We start from the raw sequence: 16,125 nt of genomic DNA on the forward strand, positions 1-16,125 counted from the left end.
GGGAGCCTCCGGCGGGGATATTTTTAGCCAGATGAAGGGCGGATCCGTGCAAAGATCCGCCGAGGGTTTAGCCGATGAAGTCCTTGTAACCGGCCTCGTCCATCAGATCTTCGAGCTGCGATGCGTCGGTGATCTTGATCTTGTAGATCCATGCCTCACCTTCGGGGTCTTCGTTCAGCGCACCGGGATTGTCGGCAAGCGTTTCGTTGACCTCGACGATCTCACCGTCCACCGGAGCGTAGAGTTCCGAGGCCGCCTTGACGGATTCGATTACGCCGATCTCGCCGTCTTTTGCGAATTCGTCCCCAACTTCCTGCTGTTCCACAAAGACCACATCGCCCAACTGTTCGGCCGCGTGTTTAGTGATGCCCAGCGTTGCAGTGTCGCCGTCAACGTCGATCCACTCGTGCTCTTCGGAATAATAGGTTGCCATCTTGTCTCTCTCCTGACTTCAACGCTTGTAATTCTGGGTAACGAAGGGCAGCGCCACGATCTGTGCGGGTTGCGGTTTGTCCCGGATTATCAGATTGACGGTCTCGCCGGGTGCGGCATGGCCCGCGGACACATAGCCCATCGCAACCGGGCCACCCACAGTGGGGCCAAACCCGCCGGATGTGATCTGACCGATTGTGTTGCCTTCGGTACATTGGATTTCAACGCCCTGACGGGCAGGCGCGCGGCCCTCGGGCTTGATGCCCACCAGCCTGCGTGCGGGGCCATCGGCCAATTCCCTTTGAATGCGGTCAGCGCCGGGGAAGCCGCCCTCTTCCTTGCGGCGCTTCTGGATGGCCCATCCTAGCGACGCTTCAATGGGTGAGGTCATCTGGTCGATGTCGTTGCCATAGAGACACAGCCCGGCCTCCAGCCGCAGGCTGTCGCGCGCGCCCAAACCGGCAGCTTCGCAATTGTCATGTGAAAGAAAGGCGCGGGTGATATCGATCGCCTTGTCCTCGGGGATCGAGATTTCATACCCGTCCTCGCCAGTGTAGCCCAGCCGCGAAATACGACACTCGGTGCCCATGATATCCGCCACGGTGGTTTCCATGAATTTCAGATCGCGGGCGGCGGGGCAGAGCGCGCCCACCACATCCTCGGCCTTGGGGCCTTGAACGGCCACCAGCGCGCGGTCGAAGATCTCGATTACTTCGACACCGTCCAGATTGGCCTGCATATGTGGAATGTCCTGATGACGCAGCGCGGCGTTCACGACGACAAAATAATGATCGCCCGCATTCGACACGATCAGGTCATCCATGATCCCGCCTTCGGCATTCGTGAAAAACCCATAACGCGCCTTGCCCTCTTTCAGGGTCGCAAAGGCTTGGGGGCACAGCGTTTCCAGTTTCTCGCCCACACTCTCGCCACGCAGGATCACCTGCCCCATGTGGCTGACATCAAACACAGCCGCCTTTTCGCGGCACTGCTTATGCTCGCCCATAATCCCCAGCGGGTATTGAACCGGCATCTCCCAACCGGCGAAATCGACCATCTTACCGCCAAGCTCGACGTGAAGATCATATAGCGGAGTACGCTTCGGTGCGTCAGTCATATCCGTGACCTTTCCAATCCCGTTGTCAGTCAATGCTGTGCAAAAAGCAATGGTCACCCGACCATTCGGCATACAGGGGCATACAGCAGATTTGTAGCGTATAGGAAACTTTTTTCCGTTACGCAACACCCGCCATGCACGAAATGTATCACGACCGGTTCAGCATTGGGCAAGGCATTCTGACAAATAGAATTATTTTCAAACACTGGCCCAACGGCTCTGGTCCCGACCAGTAACCTGCCCTAAGACTCCGCCCAAGAGGGACGGCCATGTCACATATTACACTGGTGCGTCACGGCCAGGCGAATACAGCAGCACGTGACGAGGCAAACTACGACAAACTCAGCGATCTGGGTCATCAGCAGGCACGCTGGCTGGGTGCTCATTTACAAAGTACACGCGCACATCATCCGCGGGTATTTTGTGGAACGCTCACGCGGCACGTGGAAACCGCCGCCAGCATGGGCTTGCCGGAACCAACGCGGGACGCCCGATTGAATGAGTTAGAGTATTTCACCATTGCCAAACTGTTCGAGGAACAGCACGGCATTGCAGTTCCGACCGACCGCGAGGAGTTTGTCGAGCATCTGCCGCGCACGTTCGACGCATGGGCCAAAGGACAAATCACAGGTGCGCCAGAAACCTTCGAGGAATTCGAAAGCCGCGTATCTGGTGCGCTGCGTGATATCGGCACAGAAGGCGGGCCTGCGATTGTGGTGACCTCGGGGGGGTTGATCTCGATGGTGGTGCGGCAGGCAATGGGGCTGGATATACCTTCCATGGCACGCGTGGCTCTTGCCATCATGAACACGTCAATGCATCGTCTGCACCCGATCGGTGCACAGCTTGCCCCGGTGCTCTTCAACGCAGTTCCACACCTGGAAGCCCCAGACCGGCAATTCGCCCAGACCCACCTGTAACCGGAGGCTCAGATGCAGCTTTATTACGCCCCCCGCACGATCTCGATCGCTGTTGCCATAGCTCTGGAAGAGGCCGGGCTAGAGTATGAGGCGATCAAGCTGGATTTCCCAAACGGCGAACAGACCAAACCCGCCTACAAGCAGATCAATCCCAAGGGCCGCGTGCCCGCGCTGGTCGTTGACGGGGGCATCCTGACCGAAACCGGTGCGCTGCTGGATTACATCGCCACTGTGGCGCCGCAGGCCGGGTTGATTCCGTCTGACCCGATTATGGCCGCGCGGATGCGCGAGGTGATGTATTACCTTGCCTCGACCATGCATGTGAACCACGCCCACAAGGTACGAGGTGAACGGTGGGCCGACAAGGAATCCAGTTGGAAAGATATGCAGGGCAAGGTCACACAAACGATGACGGCCTCTTGCGAATACATTTGCTCGAACGGGCTGCGTGGGCCGTTTGTACTGGGGGATGAGGTCTCGCTTGCGGATATCTACCTTTATGTGGTGTGTAGTTGGCTGGAGGGCGACGGTGTTGATGTGTCGGCCTTTCCCAAGATCATCGCATTTCGCAAGGCGATGGAGGCGCGGCCTTCCGTGCAGGCGGTACGCACTGCCGGAATGCTTTGACTAAAGGAACTGATATGACACATCTCTGGGTCCGGGCGGAACAGCGCCCGAACGAGGAACGGGTCGGACTAACCCCCGAGGGTGCCGCCGCCCTGATCGCCGCAGGTATCCGCGTGACGGTCGAGGAAAGCCATGTCCGCGCCATCCCATTGCAGGGCTACAAGGATGCAGGCTGCGAGATCGCGACTGAGAATTCATGGCCGGACGCCCCGCTGGATGCGATCATCTTCGGCCTCAAGGAACTGCCCGAAGACGGCACGCCCCTGCCCCACCGCCACATCATGTTCGGCCATGCCTATAAGGGGCAACATTCGGGCCGGGCGCTGCTCCAGCGATTCAAGGCCGGGGGCGGCACGCTGTATGATCTGGAATATCTGGTCGACGAAGACAGCCGCCGGGTTGCCGCCTTTGGCTATTGGGCGGGGTATGCGGGCGCGGCAGTCACGCTGAAGACATGGGCCGCGCAACAACGGGGGCAGGAATGCCCTCCGGTCGGAGTGTATCCGAACAAGGACGCTCTGAACGCCGAGCTGCTTGCCGAGCTGGACGCCACGGGCACCCGCCCCCGTGCTATTGTCATAGGCGCGTTGGGCCGCGTCGGCACGGGTGCTGCGGATATGTGCGAGGCGATGGGCGTTGCCGTCACCAAATGGGACATGGCCGAAACCGCCAGCGGTGGGCCATTCCCTGAAATCCTTGACCATGACCTGTTCCTGAACTGCATCTTCGCGCGCCCCGGCACGCCGGTCTTTGTCCCGCGTGACGCGATGAGCGCACCGCGCAACCTGACCGCCATTGGCGACGTGGCGTGTGACCCCGACAGCGATTACAACCCGGTGCCGGTCTATGACCGCGCAACCACATGGGAAGCACCCGCCCTGCGCGTGGCGACCGATCCAGTGATGGACGTTATGGCCATTGACAACCTGCCGTCGATGCTGCCCGTCGAAAGCTCGGAAGACTACGCCGCACAACTGTTGCCCTCGCTGCTGACCCTGACCGATCTGGACAAAGGCGTCTGGGGCAGGGCCGAAACAACCTACAAAACTCATATGAGAGGGATCTGAGCGATGACGATTCACTGGTGTGGCACCGGCCTGTCGGCCATCCCCGGCCTGCGCCGCCTGATTGAGGGCGGCCACAAAGTCACCGTCTGGAACCGGACCATCGACAAGGCCCGCGCCGAGGTCGGAGACCTGACCGACGACATCCGCGCCTTTGACATCGACGCGCTTGGCGCAGTGCTGGAAAAAGGCGACGTGATCGTATCCATGCTGCCTGGCGACTGGCACGTTCCTCTGGCCGAGCTGGCGATTGCGAAGGGCGCGAATTTCGTCTCGTCTTCTTACATCGCACCCGAAATGCGCGCGTTGGACGAAAAGGCGCGCGAAGCCGGTGTCGCCCTGATCAACGAAGTGGGTCTGGACCCCGGCATTGATCACCTGATGGCGCACGCGCTGGTCGCCGATTACCGCGCCTCGGATGCGTTTGATCCGCAAAACCACCTGAGTTTCATTTCCTATTGCGGCGGCATCCCGAAGAACCCCAACCCGTTCCGCTACAAGTTTAGCTGGTCGCCTCTGGGGGTGTTAAAAGCCCTACGGTCGCCGTCAAAATCAGTCCGTGACTACGCACCACTGGACGTCGCCCGCCCGTGGGACGCAATCACCAGCTACATCGCGCCTCTGCCAACCCCGGAAAGCTTCGAGGTCTACCCCAACCGCGACTCGCTGCCCTTCGTGGCCGAATACCAGTTCGAGGATCACTGGCCGATCAAGGAATTCGTCCGCGGCACCTTGCGCCTGAATGGCTGGGCCGATGCCTGGTCGGACGTGTTCACCGAAATCGAAACCCTGTCCGGCCCTGAAGGCGACGCGCGCCTGAAAGAAATGTCGGATCTGTTCTGGGACGAAAACGCCTATGACGAAGGCGAGCCTGACCGCGTGGTTCTGTGCGTGGGCCTGAAGGCCGAAAAAGACGGCTCCGAGGTCTGGCACAAGACCTATGTTATGGATGCCTGGGGTGACGAACGCGGAACCGCAATGGCGCGACTGGTGTCTATCCCCGTGTCTCTGGCTGTTGAGTCTGTGTTGAATCGCGAAATTCCTGCCGGCGTTCATGCCGCCCCCAGCGATCCTAAGCTTGTGCAAAGCTGGATGTCGGAAGTCGACAAACTGGCTCAGCACTTGCAAGTAGTGACACATTCGACGGACGCCGTGTCCTGAGGGCGCGTGTTCGGGCAAGTAGCACTACAGGGAATTTTTGCGCTGGGCGCCTCTTCCTCCTATTCCCGGGGGGAACCATCACATAGTAATAGCTGCAGAAGTGGCTATTACTGAGCTGATTTGGCAGGATTTGGCGTATAGAACTGGAGGCCACTTGGAAGTGATTGAGTTCGTTGCGTGAGACGAAAAACAAGCGGTTTTAACCTCTTCAGCCTATTGTCGCCCTCCCGGACGAAGCAATTATTCGGCAGTCAGATCGGGTCGCATCAATCTAGTATTCGACGCTCCATTGCAGAGCATAGTTATAGTGGAAAAACCTTTTTTTTGCGATATGTCTGTTATGTGGATCGCCATGAGCCTCCCCCACTGAACTGGTCCACCGTTATGTTCGCGGTTTGGTAGCCGTCACTTCTAATGGTCCTATTCACTTTTGGGTTTCCCGACCGCAAAATGTACGTAACATCAGATCGGGGAACGACTTGTAAGTCAGAGTTATCCAACTCGCAAAAAAACCCGCCGCAGTCCTTTAAAGTGAACAAAATAGCTGTGTCATCTTTCGTCCAGTTATCGAGAAGAATTGCGTGAACATCTCCATTAACTCTACTCTGGTTCCGCTTTGAGAACTCAGAAATTTGCTCTAAAGGTGCTATAGCCCATGTTGCATTAAAGAACGGCTTTCTAAGCTGGTAAACATCCGCAAGTGAGTGCGGAGGAGGAAAAAACTTGACCAGAAAACTGTCCGTTTGAACCAGTTCTATTGCGTAGTTTCTTATTCTCTCTTCCAGATTGGTACGATTTCTATAGCGAACCGTCGAAGAGCTAATCATCCCAAGAATGTAAAGGGTTGCGATAGCCAAGAAAAGAATTTTCAGCTTTCCAATCAATTTTGATTCTTTCTCAAAGCCTTAGTGAAAATTCCCGCCTGGGATAGAGAAGCAATTCTAGTGCACTTAGAGTCAACGAACCGCGAACAATCATAAAGTCAGGATTTCCCGACTCCGTCATACTCCTACCTAATGGGTTGAGGTTAAGGGGGCCGCGTAAGCCCCGACTAACGACGCGGTGAAGGCATTAAGCGATTGATCTGGTGGACTGTTTGTAGATCGAACGGTCTGGTTTGGAATATTGGTTGCGGGAGCAGGATTTGGCCTTCATCGAACAACCGTCCTTCGAAGAAAAGGAAAGTAGACTACATCTCGAAACACAATCTGATGCTCCGAAGCAACCCAAGTGTCGAAAGCGTCCAAGCGACCGACCAGCAACTGCTCTTCACAATAAAGAAATCCAGCGTTCTAATTAATTCGAAACCGCAGGCAAGCTGCAGTCCAAGGGTTCTTTGGCTCAGCGGTCAATTCTCTTGATCTGATTTGGCTCACTAAGAATCGAGCCACTCAAAAAGGAAGCCACACCGCTAACATTGGCTCAACGAATTACATGAACCGAGCACCTGGCGTGATGCACGACTCTGTTTGCAGTGGAACCTAAAAATATGTCCTCAAAACCAGGCTTGTGCGAAGCCAAGAAGATGCAATCCGCATCGCTCTCATTTGCGAAGTCGACAATAGCCCTACCTGCGTGCCCAGAGATGAGCCGAGCCTTCGCGCCTGGAATTTCAGAAGCAGTTTGATGCAGGTTTTCCAGGATTTCATGCCGCGTATTGGCAAGTACTTCGCTGGGAATCTGAGACCCTACATACGCCGGAATTGGTTCTTGGACGTGTATCACGGTGAATACAGCGTCCGCATCAGCCAATTGGCGCGCGGCTTCAAACGAAGCTTGTGTGTCGTGTTCTTGGTCCAGAGCAACCGGGATCAGGATATTCTTGTACATTTGACCTCCTATCTACTGCTCCGATGATTCCAGTTTGGTTCCTCGGCAGCAGGAAACCTATACAGGCTCGGACTTTGAAGATTTCCCCGCGCTCTTTGTAGCGGCTACAACCTCATCAACTGTTTTCTCAACAGCTTCAGCTTCGGTTTCAGCGACATAAGATGCACAACGGGACACGGTTTCGAACCATTCCTGAGCGTCAGCAACCAACCGCTCCGCCGAATGGCGCTGCCACTCAGCCATGCTCTGAACGGCTTTAGAGGGATCGGACGGGTGCGCGGAAGACACATTGCGTGCAGCTTTTAGAGCCGTTCGGACCGCCTCATGACGCCGTTCGAACCAATGCTGTGCAAAGGCCTCTGTTTCTTCGAGCAATTTTTCTTGTGCGTCCCAAAACTGTTCGATCTGGGCACCGAAGGCCGGATTACCAGACATGGGCGGCTGCATTTGCTTGAAAACATCCACAAGTGAGGTCGGGCTATTTGTGCTAGATTTCTTTCTCGGCATCGAAAATTCCTCCTCATTTCCTGAATAAGCTATTGTGCCACCTGCGGCATGCTTTCGCCTTAATACAGATCAATTACCCTTATCTTTAGCACTCTCGGCTTAGACCGCGACAGGGCGCTCGCATTCTCTCCGACACCGGTTCCTAGCAGGCAGGGTTGGAGTTAGAGTAATCTAGACAAGAACTTAACGCTTGGTTTTCTATGCACGTTGCCGGCTTTCTGATTACCCTTGGTGTCCTCTTCCTTGCCGGATTGGCGGCCGATCAATTTGGTCGGGCCACGCATCTTCCTCGTGTTACAACCTTGCTTTTCCTCGGTCTGATCGCCGGGAACGCCGGAATGGGGTTGATCCCACTCGACGTTGCAATGTGGTTCGACGAGATATCCATTGTGGCCTTGACGATGGTCGCGTTTCTTCTTGGAGGATCTTTGACTCGCGAGAACCTGGTCCAACATGGCCGAGCCATTCTGACGATTTCGGTTTCAATCGTGGTGGCAACCCTTGCTATTGTGTCTGCCGGTCTGACCGCAATTGGCGTACCCTTCGGGTTGGCGTTGGTGCTGGCGGCAATTGCTACGGCTACAGCTCCGGCCGCAATGACAGACGTGATCAATCAATCTGGGGTGTCCAACAGCTTCACCGAGACATTAAAGGGCGTCGTCGCAATTGATGACGCTTGGGGTCTGTTAGTTTTCAGCATCGCCTTAGTTCTGGCCGGTCATTCGGATGGTTGGGCCACAGTCACGACCACGGCGATTTGGGATTTCGGAGGGGCTATTTTGTTGGGTTCCGCACTAGGCGTGCCATCCACTTACCTGACTGGCCGCTTGAAACCGGGAGAGCCAATGCAGGCAGAAGCAGTGGGAATAGTCTTTCTTACAGCGGGCCTCGCGCTTTGGCTGGAGGTTTCATTCTTGGTCGCAGGCATGGTTGCGGGCGCAGTGATCGGGAATCTTGCCCGCCATCATGATCGTGCTTTTCACGAGATCGAACATATTCAGTGGCCGTTCATGATTTTGTTCTTCCTACTGGCTGGCGCCACGTTGGAAATTGAAGCCTTCGGTTTGATGGGCTGGGCTGGTGCTCTTTTCCTATTCTTGCGTGCCGTGGCCCGCCTTGTCGGAGGTTACTGCGGAGCAAAACTGGGCGGCCTGCCTCGCCGTCAGACCCGCTGGTACGGTCCCGCTTTGTTGCCACAGGCTGGTGTCGCGGTAGGTATGGCCCTTGTAGCTGGAGAACAATTTCCGCATTGGGCCGCGTCGATCATGGCCTTTACTCTAGCCAGTACTGTGGTCTTCGAGGTGTTGGGGCCGCCACTGACTCTCATGTCAATCAAACGCACGGCTGACACGGACTAGCAGATTGGTCAGTGTCTATTCAGACTGGATCGACTCAAGGAAGGCGAGCAAATTCGCCAACGGCAGGCCTACCATCATAGGTTGCCCATTAGTTAGAGCCACTGCGATTTGTTGGTCTGTCTCAAACACCGCGCCAAAGATTGGCATTTCGCCGCCATGGGCGAGCAATTGTGAACGACCATCAATCTGTTCAGCTATGCGAACTATCGGAAACACACCGTCGTTTTCGCCCGCCAATTTGGTTAGGTCGGGTGTTCGAATAGCCAGCATTTCGGCCATTGGTCCGTCTCCGGTCGCTTCGAAACCGTGACATTGCCAGCAATACGTCCGGTACAAATCTCGTCCCTCATCGACGCTGACCTCCTGCGCTAGTACGGGCCCCGTGACGAACAGTGCCAGTAAAATCCCGCGAACAATCTGCATACGCTCCTCCAATTAGCTGCCCCGGATGCAAATCTTATTAATGCGCATCCTTAAGAAACTTCTTTGACCTCGCTCATGTTGCACCCTTCAGCACGAAGATTGGCGTTTAGGTCGAATAGCGCTTGAGCACGTGCCAAATCTAATCAAGGCCAGCCTCCAACTACGCCACGTCGTCATTGACCTCAGCACCCTTGCGCCCAGACGGCACTCCTTCCAATGCGTTCAAATGCCAGCGAATTCGCCAGAGGTGATAAGACACCCGATGCAGCCATCTGAGAGCATCCAACCGAGCCCAAACGACGTCGTCCGGCAGACTGTCAGTTGCAGCGTCGGAGATGAGCAAGTCTCTGCGAAGTTTCCTCTGTCGCCGCATAAAACGGCGAAGACGGTTCAGCGTGCTTTCACACTGCACTGGATTGTCGATCTCTAAATAGCCGTCAGTCGCTGTAATCAACACCGAAGCGAGCCGTTTCAAACGCCGGTCTTTTGGTAACTCGCTTATCCGATCATCTTGGCTACACCGGTAAAGCAGCCGGTCAAGATGGTCGAGGACATGGTACATACCCTTGATGCTGGATATCTCTGCGTCGGACCTGCTGGGCAGTTCAATCTTGTCTAGGTACGAGCGCGCTTCCGATACAGCAGTCTCAATGCTGTCCCGCCCATAGTCGGGTCCGCTTGGCTGAGATGCCCCGATACATGACCGAAGGTGCGCCACTTCGGCCCTTACAATTTGTTCGACTGCGGCTTTTGCTGCATCCACCGCTATTTCCGGCATCCCGAGGACGAGAGGATCCAGAGGTCTCGTTAAGTCAGCCCCTTTGTCGGATACGAGCGCCTCGACAAATCTGGCGAAAGGTTTCGCGAACGGCAAGATCAGCGCCACACCTATGGCGTTGAAGAAACTATGGAACGCGACAAGCGCGGTCAGAGAGTTTCCAGCCCCCGTCCCGCTTACAAAGACCGCAGTAAACGGCCCTAGCAGGAAAAATGCCATTGCCCCTGTCATCACGTTGTAGATCACATGAGCAAAACCGGTGCGGCGCGCCATCGTGCCCCCACCCAAGGTGGCCAGAACAGCGGTGAAAGTTGTCCCCACGTCCATTCCAATGACCAGAGCCGCTGCTTGGGGGAAGTTCACGGCACCGGCGCTCAACGCAGCCAATGCCGTTGCAACACCAGCACTCGAAGACTGCGTCACCATGGTGATAACGACACCGATCAATACAAGCTTCAGCCTGCCCAGCAGCGTATCAGATGGAAAATCGGCAGGGGTAACTACGCCGCGAAGGGCGTCAAGCCCGGATTTGAGTTGCTCGATCCCAATGAAAATCAAGCTGAATCCGGCCAACGCCAGCCCAAGGCCGGCAACCGCTTTCCTTCCCGAAAGCGCCAGCAAAGCCCCAACAAAAACAACGGGCAACATCACTTGCCCCAACTCTAACTTGAACCCCAAGAGCGCGACGAGCCAACCTGTCATGGTCGTTCCGATATTGGCCCCAAAGATGATCCCAAGCGCTTGGGGAAACGTGAGCAGACCAGACGCGACAAATCCGACGGCCGCAACTGTGGTCGCACTGGAAGATTGGATTGCAGCTGTCGTGACCGCGCCTGTTACGGCCCCGGTAAACGGTGTCGACGTGAACCGGCCCAAAATATCCCGCAGTCGCGCCCCTGCCAAAGCCTTCAATCCGTCCGTCATCAACAGCATTCCGACAAGGAACAGGCCGATGCCGCCCAACGCTGGTAACAGGTTCCAAAACATCACGAATAGCTTTCCACCCTAAATCTCACACCGCCTAACACATTTGCTTTGCCTTTAAGTTCGACGACAAACGACAGTTGGTTTGCGTTCAGCCTCGCAGACCCGACGCCGCGAGTTGATTGACATAGATCAAAGCACCAACATGAACTACATAGTGAAATTCGAATGTTTCAACATATTCTACGTTTACCGTCCTGTCCCCAAGTAACACAAAGGTGAACGGAATTTTGAAGGAGTGGAGGTTCCACCCACGGGGGCTCGGCAGAAGTGATGGCGAGCCCCCAGTTAGTTGATTGGCGCCGAATGCGCCCAGACGTTGAGACACAAGGCATTCGGTGCAGCTTTGACCAAAGGATTAAGTCGCTGCGCCAATCGAGACAAAAAGAGAAGGACGCCACTGACGACGTTCGGAATGGGCAGTTGGCGGAAATCACTTATGAACTCTGTTGATCCAAACGAACAGAAACTCAGACGGGCCCTTACTACCCCGTTGCTCACGCTTTATGGCCTTGGGGTAACGGTCGGTGCTGGCATTTACGTTTTAGTCGGTGCAACAGCAGACATTGCCGGACCGTTTGCGGCGTTGTCGTTCGGTGTAGCTGCGCTCGTCGTATCACTCACCGCGCTTTCGTATGCAGAACTCGCAACTCGATTTCCTGTCAGCGCAGGTGAAGCAGCCTATGTTGAGGCCGGATTTCGGAAAAACTGGATGGCGGTTTTCGTTGGGCTCGCGGTGGCAGCCTCGGGCGTTATCTCCGCTTCTGCCGTTGCAATTGGCGCAGCATCATACCTTCACGCTTTGACCGGTTTTGCGATCCCTATTTTGACTATCAGTGTTGTTTTGATCATGGGTCTAATCGCGCTTTGGGGGATCACTGAGTCGGTCTTTGTCGCGGCTGTCATCACGATCATTGAGATCGCAGGTCTTCTTTTTGTGATTGGCTGGGGCATGTCGATCCAAGATCCGCAGGGATATGGGATCAGTTCGATGCTTCCGCCGCTGGAACTCGACGCGTGGAGAGGCATTTTCGCAGCATCACTTCTCGCCTTCTTTGCATTTGTTGGCTTTGAGGACATGGCCAATGTCGCTGAAGAGGTTAAAGACCCTGTGCGCACCATCCCAAAAGCGATTATGCTAACGCTCGTTCTGGCGACCGTGTTGTATCTTGGAACCTCAATGACCGTTCTACTTGTTGTTCCGATCGATGTTCTTTCGACGTCCGCAGCACCCCTCGCGCTTGTGTTTTCAAACGCCCCCGAGGTGATTAAACAGGGCTTTTCCGCAGTTGCGATTGTGGCGACAGTCAACGGAGTACTGATCCAGATGATCATGGCCTCGCGGGTGATCTACGGACTAGCTGACCGTGACCATTTGCCGAAGGTTCTGGCGATAGTCCCTAAAGCAACGCAGACACCAGTAGTTGCTACTTTGCTGGTCGTGGCGATCATCGTACTGCTGACTCAAACTTTACCGATTGGTACTCTGGCAGAGCGCACATCCCAGATCGTTCTGGGTGTCTTTGTACTTGTCAACATTTCGCTGATCCTGCTGAAGATGCAGACGGACGAGGCTGCCAAGCACTTCCGCGTTCCTCTTATGGTACCGATCCTTGGGGTGATCACCAGCGCATTGCTTTTCGGATCTGGATTTCTCTAACTAAATACAACGACCCAAAGGCTTCCACGAGCTACCACGGCATATGACGACTGACCAAACTTCCATAGGATCAAAACTCTCGGCCTGGTGGCATAGAACGTTTGTGGATCTAGTTCAGCAGCTGCAATGGTCCTATCTGCCGCCATTGATGGTCTATTTTGCGGCCGGCGTGTCCGGCCTGACCTCGGTCGTCGGCGCTTTTTTCCTGAAAGATTACCTCGATTTATCCGCCTCTTTCGTTGCAGGACTCGCGTTTTGGGCCGGTATCCCTTGGATCCTCAAAATGCCGCTTGGTCATGTCGTGGACCTGTTCTGGCGCTGGAAGTCCCTGCTGATTCTGTTCGGCGCATCCCTGATCACATTCTCTTTGCTCACAATGTATGGGCTTGTGACCGCTCCCGTGCAAATGGCGTCCATTATGCCACTGGAAGACTGGTATGTCGTCGCGTTGCTATTGGCGCCTTCGGGCTATGCCATTCAGGACGTTGTTGCCGACGCCATGACGGTTGAGGCGGTGCCAAAGGTTGACCCAAACGGCCTACCATTTTCGCCTGAAGAAACCCGTGCTCAGCACACGACGATGCAAACCTTGGGCAGAGTTTCCATTATTTCAGGGTTTGCCGCGGTTGCGGCTGTAAACATCTGGATTTTCTCTGGAAAAGAGGACTTGCAAAAGCCCGATCGTCTTGCACTTTATGGCCAAGTTTACCTGATAGCTCTGGCTATCCCTGTATTGTCCGTAAGCGGCGTCGTCCTTCACAGCTTGATCCAGCGTCAGCGTATAAGATCGGGCCACCCGCCCTACACACCGGATGAAGTCACCGAAGTCAAATGGTCCATATTGCTGGGCGGCCTGGCATTCGTTGTGCTTAGCATCGTGCTGGGAACCGCTGATTTCGAATTTGCGCAGGAAACAGTCTTTGCGGTTTCCCTGGCGGTAATCTTGTACCTCATGTCGCGCCTGCTCAAAGAGCTGGAACCGGCCCAAGCCAAAGCCTTAATCGGGACAGCGACAATCATTTTTGTTTTCCGTGCCGTTCCTCTGCCGGGACCAGGCCTGACTTGGTTTGAAATCGATGAACTGGGGTTCGATGAACAATTCCTAGCAATTCTGGCTCTGTTAACTTCGCTGCTGGCGTTGCTGGGGTTAATCGTTCTCCGGCCGTTTATGGCCAATCGCTCCATTGCGCATGTGGTAGCATTGCTGACGATCGCCGCGGGCGTTCTCGCACTGCCCAACCTTGCCCTCTACTACGGTGTACATGAATGGACGGCGGCGCATACCGGCGGAGTTGTCGACGCAAGGTTCATTGCCATTCTTGATACAGCGGTTGAATTGCCGCTTGGGCAGATTGCCATGGTCCCGATGTTGGCTTGGATCGCACGCAATGCCCCAGTTCAATTGAAAGCGACCTTTTTTGCCGTGATGGCATCGTTCACAAACATGGCATTGTCGGCCAGCAGCCTCAGCACCAAGTACCTCAACCAGACGTACGTAATCACGCGCGCTGTCACCAACCCTGAGACCGGTGAGGTCACGTCCACCGCGGACTATAGTCAACTTGGATACTTGCTGATCTCTGTGGCCGTGATCTCAGTGATCGTTCCACTGGCTACAGTGTTCGTCGTTCAAAACTCGCGCTTCCGAACGAGCGAATGATTACTGGCTTTCCACCTCTCCCAGCAGAACTCTGAGATGTGAGACCGGGACGCCGATGTTTGAACCACCAAACTCGGGCAGGATCGCAGCATTGATGGCAACTACTTCGCCCCGCCGATTTAATGCTGGCCCTCCGCTCCCACCGGTCGTAGTCTCAGCGTCATAAACGATGGCGCTCCCACTCGTCCGCGCAACGATCCCCCGGCTTGCTAGCGGGTGAATCTTGCTTTGAGCGGAAAGCCGGGACGCTATCGACCAAAAGTTCATCGTTCCTTCTGCCTCCAGTTCCTCTAGAAAGCTCGGACCAGCCTGCGCGATTAAAGCTTTCAAACCCGTTGGATATCCCAACAGATAAAGCTCTTCACCGACGCGCGACGTGGCATCCGCCAAAGGAAGGCCGAGGTCCTGAACGCGGCTTGGCTCAACTGCCAAAATCGCCAAGTCTGCCGCTTCACTGAACCGGACCAAACGCGCCTCTATTGGTTTCGTCTGATCAGGCAAATAGGCCAGCAGCCTCAACATCTCTGGCTCAAGACCAGCGTCGCTCAGCGCTTTCTCTCGGTTCCCCGAGGTCCAGGGCAAAGCGACATGGCGGTTGGTGGCCATCAATGGCACCCCAGCAATCAAAAACCCTGTTCCGGTGAACTGAAATTCTGCAGGTTCGCCGGTCCCGTCCGGTTCTATCCAAGGCTGGCCAAACGGGGTCCTCTGGTTTTCTCCGTTCGGTCCCAAAACGTGCCGCAATATCTTCCCGCTTTCCACGTGGCGCAATCCATAAGCCCCCTGAAGGAAAGCTACAGATCGAGTGGAGGCAGCTATCACCCGTGTGGGTGCCCCCGCCCGTTGCTCCAAGGTTCCAAGACGCTGCTCGGTCGACAAAACCTGGTTCTCAAAAGCGTCACGCAACGAAGCCAAGTCATCAGGCGTAAGCGCGTCTTCTCGCGTCTGAGCGAGCATAACTGCGACCGCTTCAATCTTGCGGGACTCCTGTTCAATACTATCCGCCAAGCGCCGGTCGTTTTGGTAAAGCAGGTACCCAAACCCCGCGATCACAAGAAGCGTCGAAAGAACTGTGATCCTGAACAATATCGTCGTTTGAGAGGCAAGCCGCCGCCCACTATCGCGCAGGGCACCAGACATCTTTTTAGCGAAAGGTCGACGGCTCGTTCGGGTGTAAGCATATGCATCACTGAGGATATCCTCGACTGTATGGTGCGCGGGAAATGAGTGATCGCACAACCTGTATCGAGACATAGGACCCATTTCGCCAAACTCGATCATGTCGCCATGGTTAAGAGACGCCGATGAGGTTTTTTGTCCGTTTACCCATACATTGCGCCCTACCGATGCGGTTATTGTGTAACCGTCGTCAGCCCACTGTAGGGTCGCAATATCGTTATCATGGGGAGGCAGGTTGTCTTTAGGTCGAAGGTTTAGCACCCTGCCATTGTCAACTGAAACCGTTAGGGTTTTATCTACAAGCCAGTTCACGTTTCCGCGCGAGGGTCCGGTCAGGCTCTCCAGAAAGGCTCGCACCTCACCTTCACCAGCATTTCCTGAGGATGTAATGCTACTCGCTTCTGGTTTTCGCATTATGACCCCCT

14 protein-coding genes are annotated in these 16,125 nt (G+C 55.3%); 7 read left to right on the forward strand and 7 right to left on the reverse strand.

Features of this window, described 5'->3' with window-relative positions; genetic code table 11:
• Positions 1-67: 67 nt before the first annotated feature.
• Both gcvH and gcvT read right to left on the reverse strand, forming a co-directional pair.
• The gene (gene gcvH, locus ACT2B1_RS18395; protein ID WP_171124633.1) at positions 68-433 is read right to left on the reverse strand and encodes a glycine cleavage system protein GcvH; all 366 of its coding nucleotides are present in this window, start codon (positions 431-433) and stop codon (positions 68-70) included.
• Between the two features lie 18 nt (positions 434-451).
• On the reverse strand, positions 452-1,549 hold the full coding sequence (gcvT, locus tag ACT2B1_RS18400) for a glycine cleavage system aminomethyltransferase GcvT (RefSeq protein WP_481668328.1): 1,098 nt from the start codon (positions 1,547-1,549) through the stop codon (positions 452-454).
• Positions 1,550-1,818: 269 nt separating this feature from the next.
• Between gcvT and ACT2B1_RS18405 the strand changes: the two genes are divergently transcribed.
• Genes ACT2B1_RS18405 through ACT2B1_RS18420 form a run of 4 tightly spaced genes read left to right on the forward strand, consistent with a single transcriptional unit; the run spans position 1,819 to position 5,321 of the window.
• Positions 1,819-2,469: a histidine phosphatase family protein gene (locus tag ACT2B1_RS18405; protein ID WP_171126432.1), complete on the forward strand. Its 651-nt coding sequence runs from the start codon at positions 1,819-1,821 to the stop codon at positions 2,467-2,469.
• Between the two features lie 12 nt (positions 2,470-2,481).
• Positions 2,482-3,096: a glutathione S-transferase family protein gene (locus ACT2B1_RS18410; protein ID WP_171126433.1), complete on the forward strand. Its 615-nt coding sequence runs from the start codon at positions 2,482-2,484 to the stop codon at positions 3,094-3,096.
• 14 nt (positions 3,097-3,110) lie between these two features.
• Complete coding sequence (locus ACT2B1_RS18415; RefSeq protein WP_171240117.1) at positions 3,111-4,163, forward strand: saccharopine dehydrogenase; 1,053 nt, start codon at positions 3,111-3,113, stop codon at positions 4,161-4,163.
• Between the two features lie 3 nt (positions 4,164-4,166).
• The gene (locus ACT2B1_RS18420) at positions 4,167-5,321 is read left to right on the forward strand and encodes a saccharopine dehydrogenase family protein (RefSeq protein WP_171240116.1); all 1,155 of its coding nucleotides are present in this window, start codon (positions 4,167-4,169) and stop codon (positions 5,319-5,321) included.
• Positions 5,322-6,743: 1,422 nt separating this feature from the next.
• Here ACT2B1_RS18420 and ACT2B1_RS18425 read toward each other — a convergent pair.
• On the reverse strand, positions 6,744-7,151 hold the full coding sequence (locus ACT2B1_RS18425; RefSeq protein WP_171124648.1) for a universal stress protein: 408 nt from the start codon (positions 7,149-7,151) through the stop codon (positions 6,744-6,746).
• A 57-nt stretch (positions 7,152-7,208) separates the two neighbouring features.
• On the reverse strand, positions 7,209-7,658 hold the full coding sequence (locus ACT2B1_RS18430) for a phasin family protein (RefSeq protein ID WP_171124650.1): 450 nt from the start codon (positions 7,656-7,658) through the stop codon (positions 7,209-7,211).
• Positions 7,659-7,858: 200 nt separating this feature from the next.
• On the opposite strand from ACT2B1_RS18430, the gene ACT2B1_RS18435 reads away from it, so the two are divergent.
• On the forward strand, positions 7,859-9,016 hold the full coding sequence (locus ACT2B1_RS18435; protein WP_481668329.1) for a cation:proton antiporter: 1,158 nt from the start codon (positions 7,859-7,861) through the stop codon (positions 9,014-9,016).
• Between the two features lie 15 nt (positions 9,017-9,031).
• Here ACT2B1_RS18435 and ACT2B1_RS18440 read toward each other — a convergent pair whose 3' ends face one another.
• Together ACT2B1_RS18440 and ACT2B1_RS18445 are read right to left on the reverse strand one after the other, a co-directional pair.
• Positions 9,032-9,439, reverse strand: coding sequence for a c-type cytochrome (locus ACT2B1_RS18440; protein ID WP_171240114.1), 408 nt, complete (start codon positions 9,437-9,439; stop codon positions 9,032-9,034).
• A gap of 160 nt (positions 9,440-9,599) precedes the next feature.
• Entirely contained in the window at positions 9,600-11,204 is a 1,605-nt protein-coding gene (locus ACT2B1_RS18445; RefSeq protein ID WP_481669035.1) for a Na/Pi cotransporter family protein, read from the reverse strand.
• A 343-nt stretch (positions 11,205-11,547) separates the two neighbouring features.
• Here ACT2B1_RS18445 and ACT2B1_RS18450 point away from each other — a divergent pair, with 343 nt between their 5' ends.
• Together ACT2B1_RS18450 and ACT2B1_RS18455 are read left to right on the forward strand one after the other, a co-directional pair.
• Complete coding sequence (locus tag ACT2B1_RS18450) at positions 11,548-12,861, forward strand: APC family permease (RefSeq protein ID WP_481668330.1); 1,314 nt, start codon at positions 11,548-11,550, stop codon at positions 12,859-12,861.
• 43 nt (positions 12,862-12,904) lie between these two features.
• Entirely contained in the window at positions 12,905-14,521 is a 1,617-nt protein-coding gene (locus ACT2B1_RS18455; protein ID WP_481668331.1) for an MFS transporter, read from the forward strand.
• Here ACT2B1_RS18455 and ACT2B1_RS18460 read toward each other — a convergent pair whose 3' ends face one another.
• The gene (locus ACT2B1_RS18460) at positions 14,522-16,114 is read right to left on the reverse strand and encodes a trypsin-like peptidase domain-containing protein (RefSeq protein WP_171240112.1); all 1,593 of its coding nucleotides are present in this window, start codon (positions 16,112-16,114) and stop codon (positions 14,522-14,524) included.
• Between the last annotated feature and the right edge of the window lie 11 nt (positions 16,115-16,125).

The sequence above is a fragment of the Ruegeria sp. S263 genome, assembly GCF_056780525.1.